A 19,320-nucleotide genomic window follows, 5' to 3' on the forward strand; every position below is an offset into this window, starting at 1 on the left:
AATGCACGCCAAATGTCGGATTCCCCTTAGAATGGGCCGTATGGCAGTACAACATAGCGCGGATTCGCGCACATCTGAAACAGATTCCCTCGAGGCCGTTAAGGCCGCTCAGACCACTAAGGTCTCCAAGTCCTCCAAGGCAGCGAAGTCAAAGGCGACTTCCCGCCCCAAAACCACCAAGACCACTCGCAAGCGCGTCGACGCCGAAACCGCACGCGCCAATGCAGCGCTCAAGGGCCTGACCGGCGAAGCTCCGGCCCCGTCCATTCCCGCTGATGAGCCCGGTCTGTTCGGTCGTATCAACGTCATGGACATTACGCCTAGCGAAGAGCGCGGCATCTACCCGGCTCGCGTTGAGCTTGGCGAACCGTTCCAGGTGACCGCTCAGGTGTTCATCGAAGGCCGTACCAAGGTGGGCGCCACCGCCATCGTGCGCAATGCACGCGGCAAGGAAACGCTGCGCCGCGCCATGACCTGCACCAACCCCGGCCTCGACCGTTGGGCAGTCACGCTGAAGTGCGGCGAGCACAGCGACCTGAAGCCTTGGGAGGATGGTTATGCCGCAGTCAAGCGCCAGCTTGGCGAATGGACGGTGACCATTGAAGGATGGGAAGACACCTACAAGTCCTGGCTGCACGATGCCCGCATCAAGGTGAAGGTTCATGACGATATGGACAACGCGCTGAACTCCGGTGCCGAGCTGTTGGCTCGCTGGGCCGTGACCCCGGACGCCGGGCTTCCTGCCCGCGAGCGCAAGGCATTGCAGCAGGCCGCCGAGACGATGGCAGACGAATCCCTGACTCCTGAAGAGCGTCTGGCCGCAGGCGACAATCCTCACATCGCCGCTCTGCATGAGTCCAACCCGCTGCGCGACGGCATCTCCCCCAGCCAGCCTCAGCGTTTCAAGGTGGAACGTCCGAAGTCCAGCTTCGCCGCTTGGTACCAGTTCTTCCCGCGCTCCGAAGGTGCCACGGTCGACCCGAACACCGGCAAAATTATTCAGGGTACGCTGAAGACTTCGCTCGCCGGCTTGGAGCGTGCCAAGGCCGAAGGCTTCGACATCGTCTACCTGCCGCCGATCTTCCCGATCGGCGTGACCAACCGTAAGGGTCGCAACAATTCGCTGGTCGCTGGTCCTGATGATCCAGGTTCTCCGTTCGGCATCGGTTCCGAGCTGGGCGGTCACGATACTGTGGACCCGCTGCTTGGCACTATGGATGATTTCAAGGCTCTGACCGCACGTGCTCATGAGCTGGGCTTGGAAATCGCCCTTGATTTTGCCCTGCAGTGCTCTCCTGACCACCCGTGGGTCAAGCAGCATCCGGATTGGTTCCGCCACAAGCCGGACGGCACCATCGCTTTCGCTGAGAACCCGCCGAAGAAGTACCAGGATATTTACCCGATCGACTTCAACGCCGATATGCCCGGCATTGAGAAGGAAGTCGAACGCGTGCTGAACCTGTGGATCGACGCAGGCGTTACCATCTTCCGCATCGACAACCCGCACACCAAGCCGGTTCGCTTCTGGCAGGACGTGATTGCCGCCGTGACCAAGAAGCACCCGGAGATCCTGTTCCTGGCTGAGGCATTCACCCGCCCGGGCATGATGCGTGCACTGAGCTATGTGGGCTTCACCCAGTCCCACTGCTACTTCCCGTGGCGCAACACCAAGGAGGAGCTGGAGGAGTACCTGCCGATCACCAATGGCGACGACGGCTACTACCAGCACAACACCTTCTGGCCCACCACCCCGGATATTCTCACCGCCTACGTGCGCGACAACGGCATCGCCGGCCACTGCGTGCGCGCGGTACTCGCAGCTATGGGCTCCCCGAGCTGGGGCATCTACAACGGCTTCGAGCTGATTGAGAACAAGCAGCGCCCCGGCTTCGAGGAGCAGATCGATAACGAGAAGTACGAGGTCAAGGTTCGCGATTGGTCCAAGGCCGAGCGTTATGGCGTGGCCAAGATGCTCACCTCGCTGAACAAGATTCGTCGCGAACACCCGGCTGCACTGAGCTACCACAACCTGACTATTCTGCCCACCTCGGATCCGAACATTCTGGCGTTCGCCCGCCATACGCCGGCCGAGCTGACCAGCACCGGCCAGGCGGATACGCTGATTGTGGTGGTCAACCTCGACGGTCACAACGCACATCAGGCTATGGTGCATGTGGAGCTGGGCGAGCTTGGACTGCCTACCGACCGTCCGCTTACGGTGCGCGATGAGCTGACCGGCCGTGAGTTCCAGTGGGGCTGGGACAACTACGTTTCGCTCGCCCCGTGGGCTGACGTGGCTCATATCCTGTCTGTGCAGTGATATGTCGTGTATGCCGACTGTGCGAAGGGCAACACTGTGTGACTTCGCACAGTCGGTAGTAGTGTGTGTAACGAATAGTTTCCAGACAAGGAGATAAACAATGGCAGAAACCTTCAACGTTGTGGTCGAGATTCCGCGCGGCTCCAAGAACAAGTACGAAGTCGACCAGGAAACCGGTCGCGTGTTCCTGGATCGTGAGCTGTTCACCGCTATGGGCTACCCGGATGACTACGGCTACATCGAGGGCACCCTGGGCGAGGACGGCGATCCGCTGGACGCTCTCGTGATGGTCAAGAACTCCGTGTTCCCGGGCTGCGTCATCGAATGCCGCGCCGTTGGCCTGTACCACATGGAAGACGAAGAGGGCGGCGACGACAAGGTGCTGTGCGTGCCGGCTGACGTTCGCTACGACGGCATCAAGGATGTCAAGGATGTCAACGAGTACCACCTCGCTGAGATCAAGCACTTCTTCGAGCAGTACAAGGCCCTGGAGCCGGGTAAGGAAGTCAAGCCCGGTGACTACTGGACCGGTGCTGACGTGGCCGAGAAGGAAATCAAGGAAGCTCGCGAGCGCCTCGCCGCTTCCAAGTGATTTCTAGCTGCGCTCAAACGCAATAGAACATGACAAAAGGCTCCTTCGGGGGCCTTTTGTTGTATAGTGATGTTTTGTCTTTTCAACTAGGCGTAGGCGGCGTGTGGGAGCGCTGGTCGAGGCCCATCGCGCAGTACAGCGGCGATGAACCTTCTCAATATTCATGATTTCAATAATCATTCAAACCTTGTTGATTTCCGTTTCCGTATCAATGGATGCGTTTGCCGTTTCCATTGGCAAGGGTCTTACCGTCTCCAAAGTCCGTACACAAGACGCCATCAAAACCGGCTTGTGGTTCGGCGGATTCCAAGCATTATTCCCTCTGCTCGGTTACTTTGCCGCATCCGCGTTCAGCTCATACGTTACCGAATTCGACCACTGGATCATCTTCGGTCTGCTCGTATTCATCGGCGGCAATATGGTGCATGAGGCATTCGAGGAACCCGAGGAGAACGCCAAGGAAACACCTCAATTCGATTGGAAGTATATGCTGCCTCTCGCCGTGGCCTGCAGCATTGATGCATTCGCCGTGGGCGTGAGTCTTGCTTTCATGAAAACCAACATCATCTTCGCCGTCACCTGCATCGGCATCGTCACCGGTCTCTTCTCTGCGGCAGGCCTCTACATTGGTCGCGTTTTCGGCGCACGTTGGCAGCAACCTTCGCAAATCGCAGGCGGTGTGGTGCTGATTCTCATCGGTCTCAAAGTATTGCTTGAGCACCTCGGTATTATCGCTTTCTAATCAGCCGTAGCAGTCATTGTTCGGTCTCATTCCAGCACACAGCGTAGGATGAGACCGAGCAATGACTTTTCGAGAGGTTCACATGACCGAGATCACTCAGGAAAACTGGAAGCACAAGGCAATCAGCATGCTGCTGGCTCAGCTTACGGCTTATGTGCTGCTTATCGCAGCCACTGCCATCACTACGCCTGGGCCAATACCTGAAGCTTCGTTGATTTTCTCGGCTCTCACGCTAGGCATGTTCACACTGTTCTGGCCATTCCGCGGCTCAGTGTTCGACCGCGCCATCACCTTGATTTTCGGCGTGATTTCACTGCTGTTCGTGGTCGTTCCTTTCCCTGTTCATGAAGTACCACCGCAGATGACCACCGAAGATGGTGGCGTGCTGCCCTGGTATTCCTGGGCTCTGGCCGTAGGCTCCTGCTTGTAGTGTTGGTGGTGTTCTCGTTCGGCCGTCAAATGGCTCGCAAGGAACGCTCTCACCTCATTCGTGCGCTGTCTCATGCGGTCACTTCCGGTGTCGCTGCTATTGCCGTGGCCGGCTGGTGCTTCCTGCCCAACCTTGCCGCATTGGTGGCCAAAGGCACCACTGAAGGCAATATCACTGTTGCTGTATTAGTAATACTTGCTCTGGCTCTGGCAGTGGCTTCCGTGCTGTGGGTGCGGGATGCCGATCCTGATCCAACTACTCGCGAACCGTGGATTGGCACTGGATTGTTGCCGGTTATGCTGATGGGCGTGACTATCGCTTCTGCGACGCTGCTGTTGAGCCGATTCTTGGCTTAACAGCACTGGTTGCGTATCATTTTCGCAACGATACGCAACCAGTGTCCCGAGTTGGCGCGTACAATGATGGAAAATTTGCGATTGCATTACATTCGCCAAGGGGGATTAGCGTGACGGACTTAACGTTAATGACATTCGCTAGCGACCCCGCAACGGTACTGCCATCGCTCGCGCTACTGTCTCATCGAGTCCGCGTTCTTCCTATGGATGCCGCCAGCTTGGTGAAAATGCCGGAAAACACCATTCTGTTCCTCGATGCTCGCGACGATTTGGCTACCGCTAAAACCTTGTGCCGCCTCATCCATGCTTCCGGTCTTTCCACTCCTATTGTTCTGGTGCTCACTGAGGGTGGCTTCACTGTGGTCAACTCCCAGTGGGGTATTGCCGACGTAGTGGTCACCACTGCTTCTCCCGCTGAGGTTGAGGGCAGACTCCGTTTGGTTTCCGAGCGCGGCAATGCTCCGGCTGCCACTTCCCCCGGCTCATCGGCTGAACCGGCCACTACCGTGGAAGACGGGCAGATTCGTTCCGGCGATCTCATCGTGGATACTAATGGCTACACAGCATCCCTGCACGGCCGACCCATTGATTTGGCCTATAAGGAATTCGAGCTGCTGAAGTACCTCGTACAGCATCCAGGACGTGTGTTCACGCGCGCCCAGCTACTGCAGGAAGTGTGGGGTTACGACTACTACGGCGGCACCCGAACCGTGGATGTGCACATCCGTCGTCTTCGCGCCAAGCTCGGCGGCGAATATGAGCATCTCATCGGCACGGTGCGCAACGTGGGTTACCGTTTCGACCCGCCTGAAAACGATAAGGGCGATGCTGCCGCCCAGGAAGCCGCCAAAGCCAGCATGCATAGCGCTGCTGAGTCCAACGGTATCGCAGAGTAATCAGCAGCACCCAACTGCGTAGAGCTTTCATACTGATAAGGCCGCTCTTATGCGCGAAAGTAAATCCCAACGCATCGCCCGCATGCATCAGGAATACGAGGTGCTGTGCCAAGTGATTCCAGCGCCACAATGTGCACTGAACTTCACTTCCCCATTGCAGCTGCTTATCGCCACGGTACTGAGCGCACAAACCACGGATAAACGAGTCAATACCGTTACTCCAGAACTTTTCGCAACCTACCCTACCGCCGCCGCATTGGCTGCCGCGAATCCAAGTCAGGTTGAGGATATTATTCATCCGCTAGGGTTTTACCGTTCCAAAACACAGCATCTCATTGGCTTGGCAACCGCATTGGATGAACGATTCGGTGGTGTTGTACCGCAGACAATGGCGGAGTTGACCAGTCTGCCCGGCGTAGGCCGCAAAACCGCAAACGTAGTATTGGGTAACGCTTTTGGCATACCAGGCTTCCCGGTCGATACGCATGTGATGCGCGTTACCGGCCGCCTGCGCTGGCGTACGGATTGGCGTTCCACTCACCCGGATCCAGTCAAAATCGAACATGAAATCACAGCATGTTTCCCACCTGACGAGTGGACGGACCTCAGCCATCGACTGATTCTATTCGGCCGAGCCACCTGCCATGCGCGCAAACCCGATTGTGCAAACTGCCCGCTCGCCGATTCCTGCCCAAGTTATGAGCCGGCCGTCAGTCGGTAGCATGCCATCGTTAGACTGAAGGGCATGCGCAGCAAGCAACATCACAAGCAGAACAGCGGACTAGTTAGTTGGGGAGTCTTCTTTGCAGTGGCTCTCGTGTTAAGCACGCTGGTATGGGCTGGATGGTCGATGTTGCAGCATCGCAACATCGTCGATGATCTTGGCATCGAATCCTCCCCCACCGCACGCGTCACCGTAGGCATTAGCGACATGCCGCAATCGCTGGACGTTCGCGCATCAAGCTCCGCCGCAGCTGAGCGTCTGCTCATCGATAACGTGTATGAAACCCTCGTCACAGTAGATCAGCAAAATCAGCTTAAGCCCGGGCTCGCTACCAAATGGGATGTTTCAAAAGATGGCCTCACCTACACATTGACCATCGCCAGCAACGTCACATTCTCCAATGGGCATACGTTGGACTCCGCGGATGTAGTGTGGTCGCTGCAGCAGGCCGTCACCAATAAATACGCCGACGTTGATCAGCTTGGCGAGCTCAAATCCATCACGAACCCGGATGCTCACACTGTTATCATCAAGCTCACGCAGCCGAACCCCACCCTGTTACGCGCATTATCCGGACGATTGGGCATTGTCTACGATTCTGAAGCCGGCAACATCGATTACGCCAAGCAGCCTATTGGTTCAGGACCATTCACCGTCAGCGGATTCACTGCCGCACAATCGCTCACATTGCAATACAACAGCACATACCACGGCACCAAAGCCAAAGTGGGGTCAGTAGCATTCAACCAATATTCCGATGAGAACCAGCTCACTGAAGCCCTTAACAACGGCAGCATTGATTTGGCCATGCCGACCACTGCAGCTGTTGCCTCTGCTGCTGCAGATAAACAGAATCTTAAGGTAAGCGAAGGTGCCACAACAGACAAAGTACTGCTGGCATTCAATACCGGCACTGATTCCATCATGTCTGATGAAAAAGTGCGCACCTCGTTCCGCTATCTCATCGATGCCGCATCCATTGCTTCCTCTCAACCTGACTCAGCCGGTGCTTTGGGCGGCCCGATCAGTCCTCTGGAAACCGGGTATGAGGATTTGACCGGACTGTTCCCACATGACCTATCGCAAGTACAGTCAATGACCTGGTACTTTGGCACTTATCTGACCACTGTTGATTTCGTAGTCACTGAACAATATCGTTCGATGGCGGAGAATATCGCCCAGCAGATCGGTCAAATTCCAAGGCCAAAAGTCAACCTTGAAGTCGTATCTGATGAGGATTATGCCAAGCGCATTCAGGATGGTTCCTGGGAACTCACCATTATGAGCATGAACGGCTCTGATGGCATAGGGGACTTCGCAAACCCGGATTCAATCTTCCATTACAATCATGCCGAAGCTCAGCAAGCCTATGCGAATGCTCGTGCGGCCACCAATGATGCCGACTATGCGGAACGACTGAAGGCGTATGCGCGCACAATCAGCCAGGACGCGGCAAGCGATTGGCTGTACACGCGCAAATGCTTCACCGTGGCCAACAGCAAACTCTCCGGCTATCCGACCGGTCTGATTGATACGCGCATGCCGTTGGGAGCATTGGATAAGCAGTAGCTCTTACGAGAGTTATTCCTTGTCATACAACATGCATAAACTTTGGCCTTATGACTGAAGGCAATTCCATCATCAACGCCAACCTCACCCCGCTGCCCGACAAGGTCGGTGTAGACGGTCTTGAGGATAAGTGGCGCGCCGTTTGGGATGAAAACGGCACCTACAAGTTCAACAACACTCGTGACCGCAAGGCTGTGTATTCCATCGATACCCCGCCGCCCACCGTTTCCGGCTCCCTGCATGTGGGTCATGTGTTCTCCTACACGCATACCGACGTGGTCGCTCGTTACAAGCGTATGCGCGGCTACGACGTGTTCTACCCGATGGGCTGGGACGATAACGGTCTGCCGACCGAACGCCGTGTGCAGAACTATTACGGCGTGCGCGTGGACGTCTCCCTGCCGTACGACCCGGATTTCAAGCCGCCGTACGAGGGCACTGATGGCAAGAAGATTCAGGCCAAGGATCAGGTGCCGATTTCCCGTAAGAACTTCATCGAGCTGTGCGAGAAGCTGACCGCTCAGGACGAGAAGCTGTTCGAAGCACTGTGGCGCAAGCTGGGCCTGTCCATCGACTGGTCCCAGACCTACCACACCATTGGCGAGCACCCGCAGCGCGTGGCTCAGAAGGCGTTCCTGCGTAACCTGGCTCGCGGCGAGGCTTACCAGCAGGATGCTCCTGGTCTGTGGGATGTGACCTTCCAGACCGCAGTGGCTCAGGCTGAGCTGGAATCCCGCGAATACCCGGGCTTCTACCACAAGATCGCCTTCCGCTTCGAGGATGGCACCCCGATTTATATCGAGACCACTCGTCCGGAACTGCTGGCCGCCTGCACCTCGCTGATTGCCAACCCGGATGATGACCGCTACAAGAAGTACTTCGGCCAGGAAGTCTACTCCCCGCTGTTCAAGGTCAAGGTGCCGATTTTGGCTCACCCGGCTGCCGAAATGGACAAGGGTGCCGGCATCGCCATGTGCTGTACGTTCGGTGATGTGACCGACGTTCAGTGGTGGCGCGATCTGAAGCTGCCGACCCGTTCCATCATTCAGCGCAATGGCCGCATTGTGATGGACACCCCGGATTGGATCACCGATCCGGCCGGCCGTGAGATCTTCGCCGAGACCGCTGGCAAGACCACCTTCTCCGCTCGTAAGGTGATTGTCGACAAGCTGCGTGAATCCGGCGATATGGACGGTGAGCCGACGCCGACCAAGCGTATGACGAACTTCTACGAGAAGGGCGATAAGCCGCTCGAAATCGTCACCTCCCGCCAGTGGTACCTGAAGAACGGCGGCACCGACCCGAAGCTGAACGCTGAGCTCATCGAGCGCGGCAAGGAGCTGAACTTCCACCCGGACTTCATGCGCGTGCGCTATGAGAACTGGGTGCACGGCTTGAACGGCGACTGGCTGATTTCCCGCCAGCGCTTCTTCGGCGTGCCGTTCCCACTGTGGTACCCGGTGAAGGCCGATGGTTCCGCCGATTACGATCACCCGCTGACCCCGTCCGAGGATCGTCTGCCGATTGACCCGACCATCGACGTGCCGGAAGGCTACGACGAGTCCCAGCGTGATGTGCCCGGTGGCTTCACCGCCGAAAAGGACATCATGGACACTTGGGCCACCTCTTCGCTCACTCCGCAGATCGTGACCCACTGGGCTGAGCCGGATGAGGCTTCCAAGGCACTGTTCAAGGCCACTTTCCCGATGGATCTGCGCCCGCAGGGTCAGGACATCATCCGCACCTGGCTGTTCTCCACCGTGGATCGCGCTCATCTTGAGAACAAGTGCCTGCCGTGGGCTCACGCCACCCTCTCTGGCTGGATCTTGGATCCTGACCACAAGAAGATGTCGAAGTCCAAGGGCAACGTCGTAGTGCCGAACGAGCCGATTGAGAAGTTCGGTGCCGACGCTGTGCGTTACTGGGCTGCAGCTGCTCGTCTGGGCCTTGACGCCACTTATGACGTTGGCCAGATGAAGATTGGCCGCCGTCTGGCCATCAAGCTGCTGAACGCCACCAAGTTCGCTCTGGCCATCGGCCGCGAAGACGAGAACCATCACGTTGGTGATGCCGCTACTGCCGCTTGGAACCCGGCTGATGTGACCGAGCCGCTGGATCGCGCCGCTATGGCCAAGCTGGCTCTGGTGGTTCGTCAGGCCACCGACGCGCTGGAGGCTTACGAGCATTCCAAGGCTCTGGAAGTCATCGAAAGCTACTTCTGGCAGTTCTGCGACGACTACATCGAGCTCGTGAAGAACCGCGCTTACGGCACTCCGGACGAGAAGGGCGTGGCTCCTTCCGAGAAGGCCGTTCGTTCCGCCCGCACCGCTCTGGGCCTGGGCCTCGACGCCTTCGCCCGTCTGCTGGCACCGTACCTGCCGTACGCCACCGAAGAGGTGTGGAGCTGGATGCACGCCGACTCCGGCTCCGTGCACCGCGCCGCATGGCCGACTCCGGAACCGTACGTTGAGGCTGCCACCGGCGCTTCTCCGGAGCTGCTGACTTGGGCTGGCAAGGCTGTAGAGCAGCTGCGCAAGATCAAGTCCGAGGCCAAGGTCTCCATGAAGACCCCGATTCTCTCCGTAGCTCTGACCGCCGCTCAGGAAGGTGTGGACGCCATTCACGCCGCTCTGGGTGATATCGCTCAGGCTGGCCGTGTGGTGGGCAAGTTCGACCTGGTTGCCAAGCACGCTGAGGAATCCGCCGCGGAAGACGCTCCCGAAACCGAGGTGGCCGTGGCCGCCAGCGAGCTCGGAGAACCGCCGGTAAAGAAAAAGTGATTTACCCCAGCGCTAGTTGACTGAAGGGTAGTTTCAAGCCGCTGAACTGATGCAACATCGGTTCAGCGGCTTATTTTTTTCGAAATCATCCTATGCTCGTGAAAATTCATACGGTTCCATCTGTCATAGATGGAACCACCAACATCTAAGCTGCGCCTTATGCAGCGTCTAAGCCGTGACGGATACGCAAGTAACGCAATTCCTATTCGAGATGATGCGTAGCGCCTGTTGCCAATCCACAAGTCTCCGGGCATGCAATATTGCACAGACGACTGATCAAACTGCGGCGCAGCCTCCACGGCTGAAGCAATCGGCGCCCCGCGAATTACCGCAAATACCCCCGTTGCGAAGCTCAAGGGGCGTCACCGAGCCCAATATATGATACGTAACGCATTCAATTCACCGCGGAAAGCGATACAGCACGAAAAGAAAATAACTCCCTCGTATTTAGGCACAACATATATTCCCACATTTTTGGATCCTAATATGTGTGTGACTCCCACATTTTTGGATGATAAAATGTGGAAGTCACACACATTTTGGTGGGGGCAATTGAAGTAATCAGGGGTGGCAAATCTGCCATTGTGGGCGATTAATGGGTTCAGACCATATCTGAGGCGTCACTCCAACGATTGGGCGCATGCGGAAGAGTTTGCATTCACACCGTGGGAATAACCAGAAGGTAAGCGGGAGTCTGCGTCGATGACTGCTGCAAAACCGCAGCTGAGCCCAGCTGAGTCGCAGCTTGGGCAATAAGCTGGCCCGCATCGCCGATTTCCACTGTCTCGGCAATCAATGTGCTGAAGTCATGAGTCAATAACGTGCCAGTGCCGTTTTGGCTAAAACCGAAGAGGATTGGAGCTTCGTCAGCTTCATCCTTCCCCGTAGCCGTCTTTGCCGCAGCATCATTCGTCGCATTCGCACCTGCGGAGTTTTCGCTTTCTTCGGAACCTGAACCGGCAGAACTATCTGATTTGCCCCCACCAAGCGCGGAAGTCAAACCGTTCGCATAGCTCATCACATCGCTGGCAGACATCGACATCGTGTCATCGACCAGCGAAGCATTGGAATCCTGAGATTGTTGCTGCTGGGCAGCTTGCGCTTTCTTGCGCGCGATAGCAGCCTTACGCTTAGCCTCAGCCGCCTTGGTTTTGCCATAAAACGACGATGATTGCGGGTCAGCCAAACCTTGCGTAAGAAGGCGAGCATCTGAAATCGTGCTATCGTGTGCCGCCGTAGTATTCGTACCGCTCACTTCGAACTGATTAGAAAATCGCAGCAGAATCTGCTTCAATGCCTGCGATTTGCCAGTATGCTCGCACGCGGTGGCGAGCGCAGCCATCGCGGCATCTACCTTGGACTGCGAATCCTTAAGCTCATCGCTGTTGTTGGTTTCGCTGATGGCCTGCTGCGCATAGGCCGAAGCATTTGCGGAAGATCCACCGATCAGGGCGCTGAGCTTGGCCGTGTACACGTCCGTGTACTTCATCGAATAAGGAATCATCGCAGCAGACAACTGCTTCTGCCCTGCCGCATACTGCTTGGAACCTTTAGTGGCTTCCTCAGCAGCTTCTTTGGTCAGGTCATCGACCAGGCCGGTAGTACCCTGCTGCTGAATACGACGAATTACCTCGTCCAATGCATCCACGGCACCATCATGCATATGCGCGGCGCTCACATTGTTCACCGCATTTGCCAAATCAAGCACCGCCTGAGCAAGCGGGGTATCGCCGGACAGTTCACCGGCCGTGCCAACCAGCGCAGGCAATTGCGTGGAAGTACCGATAGAACCAGATAGATGCGTAGTGTATGAGCCCACATAGGCAGCCATGTAATTCTGGAATGTTTGCTTATGCGCGACTGTACGTTCAGCAGTCACAGATTGGGCGAGCTGCTGCTCGTTGGCGCGCAAGGCCTTGAGCTGATCGATCAGCTGCTGATGCTCGCTGGAGCCGGCATCAGTCAGCGAATCGACCAAAGTGAATGCGGTGTCTGTCAACTGAGCAGCATCGGAGCTGGCATTCGTGCCATTGCCGGTATCATTGCCAGGCAGCACAGCGAGCGCGATGGAACTCATGGTGAAATGTTTGGCGTTCATATAACAGCTGAATTCCAAAGTCGTTCCGGCCTGTCCTGCTGCCGCAATCAACGTGTTGGTGCCTTGCGTACTGACGGATACGTTGCTATCGGCGGAGATATCATCGGCGACTTGGCTGGGAACGGTGAACGCCACCATCGGAATGGTTTGACGAGCGGTATTGCCGGAAGCATGCGCCGGTCGAACCGTGACATGCACGCCTACAAGTCCTGAAGCATTTGCGACTGTGCTAGCCGAAACATTCGGGCCATTCAGTGAATAGGTGATGTCAATCGACCAAGGGAGTCGGGTTGCGGACTTAGGAAGTCGCTGTACGGTCTTGGATGCGCCCGATGCCACGTAGTAACGCGTCGGCTCGCCTTCTTCATCGGTTACCGCATAGATGTCGGAGGCTGAATCGAGCATGGCAGCATAATCGGGGTCCTGCGGACGGGAGGCCCATGCGCCGCCCACAGCACCCGTCACGCATAACGCGCAACTGAGTACTGCAGCGGTAAGCCTCATATCCGTATCCCAATTCTTTCGTGCGAGTAATCATGCGTCAATAATCAGACCGCATACCAATCTAGTTGACATCATCGCATCACCATATAGGCAAGATGCTTGCGAATAACTAGTAATCAGCAAACCAGCGACAATGTAAATCTCAGCTCAGGCGAACACATCCAGTACGCCCGGATCGCCACCGGCCTCGGCGATGCGCTGATGGCGCTTCTTAGCCTCGGTCACTACGAATTCGCGGTATTTTTCGGCGATTTCCGGATCCAGGCCTGCTTCGATGGCAATGCGATGCAAGCGCTCAATCTGGTAATCCTCACGCTTCATATCTTCAGGGGCAAAGCCGGCATTGGCTTTGAGTACACCGACCTGTGAAGTGGTTTTGAATCGCTCGGCGAGCAGGGAGATAACTGCGGAATCGATATTGTCGATGGATTGACGAAGCGCTTTGATGCGCGCCACCGCCTGCGCGGTCTCCGGATGTGCCGCCGCCTGGGCGGAATCGATGGTCGTCCTCTGCCAGTCACTGCTCGTTTCGCTCATAGTTTCGAGGATACTCCCCTATCGCGGTATTTCGCGACCACCGTCTGCTTCCATGAAGCAAACCTATAGTGGAATTGATAAAAAGGCCGCGCCTCGCATGGCGCAGTATGCACACTTTGCGAAGCGCAGCCCTTCAATAAGGCTACCGAGACATCATCAGTTACCGTTTACAGCGTTGCCGTTGTTGGCCTGCTGCACAATGGCGGCGAGGAAGTCGCGGTTGGTGGCGGTCTTCTTCAGGCGCGACACCAACGTCTGGTAGGCCTGCTCGGGCTCCATGCCACCGAGCAGTCGGCGCAGACGGTAGATGATCGGCAGTTCCTTGGGCTCGGTGATGAGCTCCTCACGGCGGGTGCCGGAGGCGTTGATGTCGATGGCCGGGAACAGGCGCTTGTCTGCGAGCTCGCGGGACAGACGCAGTTCCATGTTGCCGGTGCCCTTGAATTCCTCGAAGATCACCTCGTCCATCTTGGATCCAGTTTCCACCAGTGCAGAGGAGATGATGGTCAGGGAGCCGCCGTTTTCGATGTTGCGGGCGGCGCCGAAGAACTTCTTCGGCGGGTAGAGCGCCTGAGCGTCCACACCACCGGAGAGGATTCGTCCGGAAGCCGGAGCTGCGATGTTGTAGGCACGAGCCAGTCGGGTCATGGAATCAAGCAGCACAACCACATCCTGACCGAGCTCCACGAGACGCTTGGCGCGCTCGATGGCAAGCTCGGCAACCGTAGTGTGGTCGGAGGCCGGGCGGTCGAAGGTGGAGGAAATGACCTCGCCCTGCACCGTGCGCTCCATGTCGGTGACCTCTTCCGGTCGTTCGTCCACGAGCACCACCATCAGATGCACTTCAGGATTGTTGGTGGTGATGGCATTGGCGATGTTCTGCAACGTGATGGTCTTGCCAGCCTTCGGCGGGGAGACAATCAGACCACGCTGGCCCTTGCCAATCGGAGCCACAATATCCATGATGCGGCCGGTGAGCTTGTTCGGCGTGGTTTCCTGCTTCAGACGCTCCTGCGGGTAAAGCGGGGTGAGCTTGGAGAACTGCGGGCGGTTCATCGCCTCTTCCACGCTCTGGCCGTTGATGGAGTCAATGGACTGCAGCGGTACGAACTTCTGACGCTGATTGCGGCGGTCGCCTTCACGCGGGGCACGGATGGAGCCGTGCACGGCGTCACCCTTCCTGAGGCCGTACTTCTTGACCTGGCCCATAGAAACATAAACGTCGTTCGGGCCGGGCAGGTAGCCGGAGGTGCGCACGAACGCATAGGAATCGAGCACATCGATGATGCCGGCCACCGGGACGAGATCTTCCTGCGGCTCTTCGCGGCGATCTTCATCGGCGACGTTCTCACGGTCACGACCACGCATACGGCGGTTACGGCGATCGTTACGGTCGCCACGCTCGTTGCGGTCATTGCGATCGCCGCGCTCCGAACGCTCGCCGCGGTCGGAGCGCTCACCACGATTGCGGCTACGGCGAGTGAATTCGCCGCGCTCCTCATCCTGCTCTTCTTCATCGAGCGGCTCATCGTTCTTCTGCGTGGGAAGCGTGGCCAAGATATCGTCAAGGTCGCGCACGTTCTCTTCATCCTGCTCGGCACGGCGACGGCGACGCGGCTGACTATCCTCATCGTCACGAACACGACGAATCAGCGGAGCTTCCTCATCATCACGGCGACGGCGACGCTCATTCTGAGCCGGAGCGGCACCATCCAAATCAAGGCTGGCAAGCAGGTCGTCAGCTGCAGGAGCTTGTGCTTCCGCGTGCTTACGCGGCTTACGGCGACCGCGAGGTTCGATATCAATGTTGACATCATCCTCATTCCTATTGCGGCGGGCGCGACGCTCGTTCTTACGCTCAGATTCGTTGGCGACAGGCTCGGGGAAGTCAATCTTCGGCTCATTGGAAGCCTGTTCCCGTGCGGGTTCAGACTGAGCCTGATCGGCGGTCTTCTGATTGTCTGTTGCAATAGTATCTGCTGCTTCAGCTGCAGGAGCGGTGACTTTAGCGGTCTTGGGCACACGCACGGTAACACCAGCAGGTGCTTCACCGCCGCTGCGTGCGGCCTGCAAAGTGGCAAGGAGTTCAGGCTTACGCATGGTCGAAGTGCCACGCAATCCCATCTGCTTAGCGAGTTCCTTGAGCTCAGGAAGCTTCATATCTTCTAGATTCTGGCTATTTGCCACTGGTTGCCCTTTCCATACCGAACAGGCATATGCCCACTTACGGAGTTAAGAGTGATTTTGCGGGTTCACCCGCTCATGAATGTTCGCTGCGTCTTAAGCGCCCTTGCGAACTTCGAATACTTTACAACGCCTCACCGACCAAAAGCAAAACGGCCTACCGCATAAGCGATAGGCCGTTTTAGAAGCTCCGCCAACTACTTCTATGTAAGCGAAGTAAGCAGTGTAACTAATTGCTTACTTGACGGCAGAAGGAGTTGGCGAGTGCGGTAGCAAGGCGCACCGAGGGAAGATGTACAAAGGTACATCGACCGAGGAGCAACGCCGCTAACGCTCCGCCAACTACTTCTGCTCGTGGTAGGACTTTTCGGTGTTGACAGACCACACATTCTTCTTGGAGGTCTTGCCGGTCTTGATGTTGCTGACGGCTTCCATAGCGGTGGCCATAGAGTGATCCATGTTGTTGTAACGGTGCTGACCGTTACGGCCGACGCAGTAGAGGTTGCCGAAGCCATCAAGATATTCGATGAGCTCATCCATATGCTCGTAAGTGTCGAAGTAGGCGGGGTACGCCTTCTTGACGCGCTCACGATGGGAGTCGATGACCTCTTCCGGACCGTTGATCACACGCATGCGGGTGAGCTCGGAGATGGCGAACTTGGTCACATCCTCTTCGGACATGTTCCAGAAGGAGTCGCCTTCCTCGCAGAAGTACTCGAGGCCGACCCACACGGTGTTGTCGACATCCTTGACCAGGTATGGGCTCCAGTTGTTGAAGATCTGGAGACGGCCGACCTTGTAGCCCGGATCCTGCACGTAGATCCAGCAGTCCGGCACGATCGGCGGATTGCCGAGGGTCGGGATGTCGGTGGTGTTCTTGAGCTTCAGGTGCTTGACCAGCAGGCCCACGGTCACAAAGTCGCGGTACGGCAAGCCGCTGGCAACAGCGGTCATGTCGGCCGGGGCGGCCTTGGAATCAGCGGCCTCGGGATCGGCGCCGGCAGCGTCAATGGCGTTGACCAAATCCTTGACCGGCATGGAGGAGATGAACTGATCGCCGGCGAGTTCGGTACGGTTACCCTCGGAATCCACGTATACCACGGAGGAGATGGCGCCGTTGGTCTGGCGCACCTCGACCACCTTGGCGTCGGTCAGCACCTTCACGCCAGCAGCTTCACAGTTGGATTCCACGGTCTCCCACAGCTGGCCCGGACCGTACTTCGGGTACCAGAACTCCTCGATCAGGGAGGTTTCCACCTCGGCGTTGGAACGCTTCTTGGGCAGCAGCTTCTGGAAGGCGTTCTTCAGCACGCCCATGATGCTCAGGCCCTTCACGCGCTGGGCGCCCCAGTCCGCGGAAATCTGGGAGGGGTGACGGCCCCACAGCTTCTCGGTGTAGCCCTCGAAGAACATGGAATACAGCTTGCGGCCGAAACGGTTGATGTAGAAGTTCTCCAGATTGTCTTCCGGCAGCTTGTGGAACATGGACTTCAGGTAGCTGAAGCCGGCCACCAAGGTGAGCTTGAAGCCCATCGCCTTGAAGGTGTTGACGCTCAAAGAAATCGGGTAATCGAAGAAGCGGCGGTTCCAGTAGATACGGGACACGCGGTGACGCTTGAGCATCACCTTGTCTTCAATTTCGGGATCCGGGCCACCCGGCTCCATGTCGTGCTCACGGCCCAGCTTCTTGTCATCATAGGAAGGAGCACCTTGCAGCGGCAGAACGGTCTTCCACCACTCCATGATGCGGTCGTCCTTGGAGAAGAAACGGTGACCGCCGATATCCATGCGGTTGCCGTTGTGCTTCACAGTGCGCGAGATACCGCCGAATTCGCGGGTTTCCTCGAGCACGGTCACATCGTACTTATCAGAGCCGCCATCCTTGACGAGCTCCCATGCGGCGGTCAGGCCAGCGGGACCACCGCCGATAATCACCACAGACTGCTTTTCGCTCACTTGCATCTCCTTACAACAAAATCAGCGATAGCTTACCTTAAGCCTTGGAAACGCACGCTTCAATTGTGCATTTCGTCACGATTTCTCTTCGGTAATCGCCTGCACTCTAGAGTGCTTAATGAATATCGTCGGGGATGTCAATGTCGGTTTTCTGCACCTCTTCGACGTTGACATCCTTGAAGGTCACAATGCGCACAGACTTGACGAATCGGCTGGAACGGTACACATCCCACACCCAAGCATCAGTCAACTGCACATCAAAATACACATCCTGTCCAGCGGAACGGACGTTGAAATCAACCTTGTTCGCCAAGTAGAAGCGACGTTCGGTTTCCACAACATAGGTGAACAGCTTGATAACGTCGCGATATTCCTTATACAGGGCGAGCTCGGCATCGGTTTCGTAATTGTCGAGATCCTCGGCGCTCATGCTACGTTCACTTCTCGCTTTCTGTATCACGCTTACGACCACGGCCCAGCGTGCGCCACCATGCTTCCTTGGAAGCCTTACGCTCGCCTTGCCCGTATGGCCAATTGCTTTCTTCTTCCGCAGTCAAACGGGACTTCTCGTGCTGGGTTTCCGCTGACCCATCTGACTTCTGCGCATCCGCCGCGCTCTTACGCGCATCCGCCGCATGTGCTGCCGACGTATCCTGTGCATCGCCGGAACGCAATGTTTCCACTCCCGCAGAAGTACTTTCAGCTGCATTGTTCTGACGAAGAGCCACAGAATGCTCGCGTGCAGCAAGCGCTTCCTGCACACCCGGATTGTTTTCAATCAAATGCATACCGAATGCGTCAAGCGAACGGATTGGATCGTATTCGTCCACCAATGTGTCCATCACAATCAAATCCTGATACTTGCTGTTTTCAGCATCCCACAACGCATCGCGCGAAGTTCCGGATGGCACAAAACCAAGAGACTGGTACACCGAAATCGAACGCGTATTGTTCTCCGGAACAGCCACCCAAATACGATGCATGCCGAGACCTGCCGGCTCCGAGGCGAAACCGTACGTCATAACGCGGGGCATGGCATCACGCGAGTAGCCACGACCACGGTAATCACGACCAAGCACAATCTGAATGCGGGCGGAACGAGACCAACCATCGATATCGATCAGGAAAATCATGCCGATAACATTGTCGGTCGAGGCAGCATCGGCTTTGCCATCTTCATCGTGATCGGCATCAGTCACTACTGCCCATGCGATAGTTCGGCGAGATTCCGGATCGCCAACGCCAGACTCCGCAGGAGCCAAGCCGGACTCCCATGCCTGAGAACGGCGTACCCATGTATGAATCATAGAACGTTCAGTAGCCGCATCCTTGCCAGTGATTTTGGAAGCACCGTAAAACGCGTCAAGTTCATCAAGACGCGGCAAATCCTCCAACGTAGCCGGACGTAAATGCACCATTTCGCCTTGGATCGGCGGAATGATGATGCTTTGAGGCAGGTCACGCTTGACCTGCGCGTCCGCTGGCATGCTCAACGTCTCGTTGGTCTCGGTCATTTGATGTTCGTCCCCTGTTTCGGCTCATGATGACTCATGATTCGCTCACGATCAGTGCCGAACATATCTTACTCTGCTGGGTGAACGCTGGAAAGAGGCTGTGGAGCGAGCCACTGCC

At 56.9% G+C, this 19,320-nt stretch carries 12 protein-coding genes and 3 pseudogenes; 8 read left to right on the forward strand and 7 right to left on the reverse strand.

Annotation, left to right across the window (positions count from 1 at the left end; translation table 11 throughout):
- Nucleotides 1-31: 31 nt before the first annotated feature.
- From BISA_RS05240 to valS, 8 genes and pseudogenes are all read left to right on the forward strand, one after another.
- Nucleotides 32-2,320, forward strand: a complete 2,289-nt coding sequence (locus BISA_RS05240) for an alpha-1,4-glucan--maltose-1-phosphate maltosyltransferase (RefSeq protein ID WP_033890632.1) — start codon at nucleotides 32-34, stop codon at nucleotides 2,318-2,320.
- Between the two features lie 100 nt (nucleotides 2,321-2,420).
- The gene (locus BISA_RS05245; protein WP_033890633.1) at nucleotides 2,421-2,912 is read left to right on the forward strand and encodes an inorganic diphosphatase; all 492 of its coding nucleotides are present in this window, start codon (nucleotides 2,421-2,423) and stop codon (nucleotides 2,910-2,912) included.
- 163 nt (nucleotides 2,913-3,075) lie between these two features.
- A complete protein-coding gene (locus BISA_RS05250) occupies nucleotides 3,076-3,654 on the forward strand; it encodes a manganese efflux pump MntP (RefSeq protein WP_033890634.1) in 579 nt (192 codons plus the stop codon).
- Between the two features lie 82 nt (nucleotides 3,655-3,736).
- Nucleotides 3,737-4,440: pseudogene (locus BISA_RS11930) on the forward strand (hypothetical protein).
- A 128-nt stretch (nucleotides 4,441-4,568) separates the two neighbouring features.
- Nucleotides 4,569-5,336 (forward strand): winged helix-turn-helix transcriptional regulator, encoded by a 768-nt coding sequence (locus BISA_RS05260; RefSeq protein WP_033890635.1) that lies wholly within the window; start codon nucleotides 4,569-4,571, stop codon nucleotides 5,334-5,336.
- A 49-nt stretch (nucleotides 5,337-5,385) separates the two neighbouring features.
- Nucleotides 5,386-6,057 carry an endonuclease III gene (gene nth / locus BISA_RS05265; RefSeq protein WP_033890636.1) on the forward strand — a complete coding sequence of 224 codons (672 nt, stop codon included), beginning with the start codon at nucleotides 5,386-5,388 and terminating at the stop codon, nucleotides 6,055-6,057.
- A gap of 24 nt (nucleotides 6,058-6,081) precedes the next feature.
- On the forward strand, nucleotides 6,082-7,629 hold the full coding sequence (locus BISA_RS05270; protein ID WP_033890637.1) for an ABC transporter substrate-binding protein: 1,548 nt from the start codon (nucleotides 6,082-6,084) through the stop codon (nucleotides 7,627-7,629).
- Between the two features lie 50 nt (nucleotides 7,630-7,679).
- Nucleotides 7,680-10,409: a valine--tRNA ligase gene (gene valS / locus BISA_RS05275; protein WP_033890639.1), complete on the forward strand. Its 2,730-nt coding sequence runs from the start codon at nucleotides 7,680-7,682 to the stop codon at nucleotides 10,407-10,409.
- A gap of 658 nt (nucleotides 10,410-11,067) precedes the next feature.
- On the opposite strand, the gene BISA_RS05280 is transcribed toward valS, so the two are convergent.
- The 7 genes and pseudogenes from BISA_RS05280 to BISA_RS05305 form a co-directional block, all read right to left on the reverse strand.
- Complete coding sequence (locus BISA_RS05280) at nucleotides 11,068-13,011, reverse strand: hypothetical protein (RefSeq protein ID WP_033890641.1); 1,944 nt, start codon at nucleotides 13,009-13,011, stop codon at nucleotides 11,068-11,070.
- Between the two features lie 147 nt (nucleotides 13,012-13,158).
- Entirely contained in the window at nucleotides 13,159-13,548 is a 390-nt protein-coding gene (locus BISA_RS05285) for a chorismate mutase (RefSeq protein ID WP_033890643.1), read from the reverse strand.
- A 156-nt stretch (nucleotides 13,549-13,704) separates the two neighbouring features.
- Nucleotides 13,705-15,735, reverse strand: coding sequence for a transcription termination factor Rho (gene rho / locus BISA_RS05290; protein ID WP_033890644.1), 2,031 nt, complete (start codon nucleotides 15,733-15,735; stop codon nucleotides 13,705-13,707).
- A gap of 339 nt (nucleotides 15,736-16,074) precedes the next feature.
- Nucleotides 16,075-17,688, reverse strand: a complete 1,614-nt coding sequence (locus BISA_RS05295) for an NAD(P)/FAD-dependent oxidoreductase (protein WP_033890783.1) — start codon at nucleotides 17,686-17,688, stop codon at nucleotides 16,075-16,077.
- A 115-nt stretch (nucleotides 17,689-17,803) separates the two neighbouring features.
- Nucleotides 17,804-18,118, reverse strand: a complete 315-nt coding sequence (locus BISA_RS05300) for a DUF2469 domain-containing protein (protein WP_033890645.1) — start codon at nucleotides 18,116-18,118, stop codon at nucleotides 17,804-17,806.
- Nucleotides 18,119-18,125: 7 nt separating this feature from the next.
- Nucleotides 18,126-18,242 (reverse strand): annotated as a pseudogene (locus BISA_RS13585) (GNAT family N-acetyltransferase); the annotation flags it as partial.
- Between the two features lie 155 nt (nucleotides 18,243-18,397).
- Nucleotides 18,398-19,202 (reverse strand): annotated as a pseudogene (locus BISA_RS05305) (GNAT family N-acetyltransferase); the annotation flags it as partial.
- Between the last annotated feature and the right edge of the window lie 118 nt (nucleotides 19,203-19,320).

The sequence above is a fragment of the Bifidobacterium saguini DSM 23967 genome, assembly GCF_000741715.1.
Taxonomy (GTDB): Bacteria; Actinomycetota; Actinomycetes; order Actinomycetales; family Bifidobacteriaceae; genus Bifidobacterium; species Bifidobacterium saguini.

Bases quoted from the DNA above. Each gene is read 5' to 3' on its own strand.
- BISA_RS05240 (WP_033890632.1), top strand. From the start codon at position 32: ATGGGCCGTATGGCAGTACAACATAGCGCGGATTCGCGCACATCTGAA.
- BISA_RS05245 (WP_033890633.1), top strand. From the start codon at position 2,421: ATGGCAGAAACCTTCAACGTTGTGGTCGAGATTCCGCGCGGCTCCAAG.
- BISA_RS05250 (WP_033890634.1), top strand. From the start codon at position 3,076: ATGATTTCAATAATCATTCAAACCTTGTTGATTTCCGTTTCCGTATCA.
- BISA_RS05260 (WP_033890635.1), top strand. From the start codon at position 4,569: ATGACATTCGCTAGCGACCCCGCAACGGTACTGCCATCGCTCGCGCTA.
- nth (WP_033890636.1), top strand. From the start codon at position 5,386: ATGCGCGAAAGTAAATCCCAACGCATCGCCCGCATGCATCAGGAATAC.
- BISA_RS05270 (WP_033890637.1), top strand. From the start codon at position 6,082: ATGCGCAGCAAGCAACATCACAAGCAGAACAGCGGACTAGTTAGTTGG.
- valS (WP_033890639.1), top strand. From the start codon at position 7,680: ATGACTGAAGGCAATTCCATCATCAACGCCAACCTCACCCCGCTGCCC.
- BISA_RS05280 (WP_033890641.1), bottom strand. From the start codon at position 13,011: ATGAGGCTTACCGCTGCAGTACTCAGTTGCGCGTTATGCGTGACGGGT.
- BISA_RS05285 (WP_033890643.1), bottom strand. From the start codon at position 13,548: ATGAGCGAAACGAGCAGTGACTGGCAGAGGACGACCATCGATTCCGCC.
- BISA_RS05300 (WP_033890645.1), bottom strand. From the start codon at position 18,118: ATGAGCGCCGAGGATCTCGACAATTACGAAACCGATGCCGAGCTCGCC.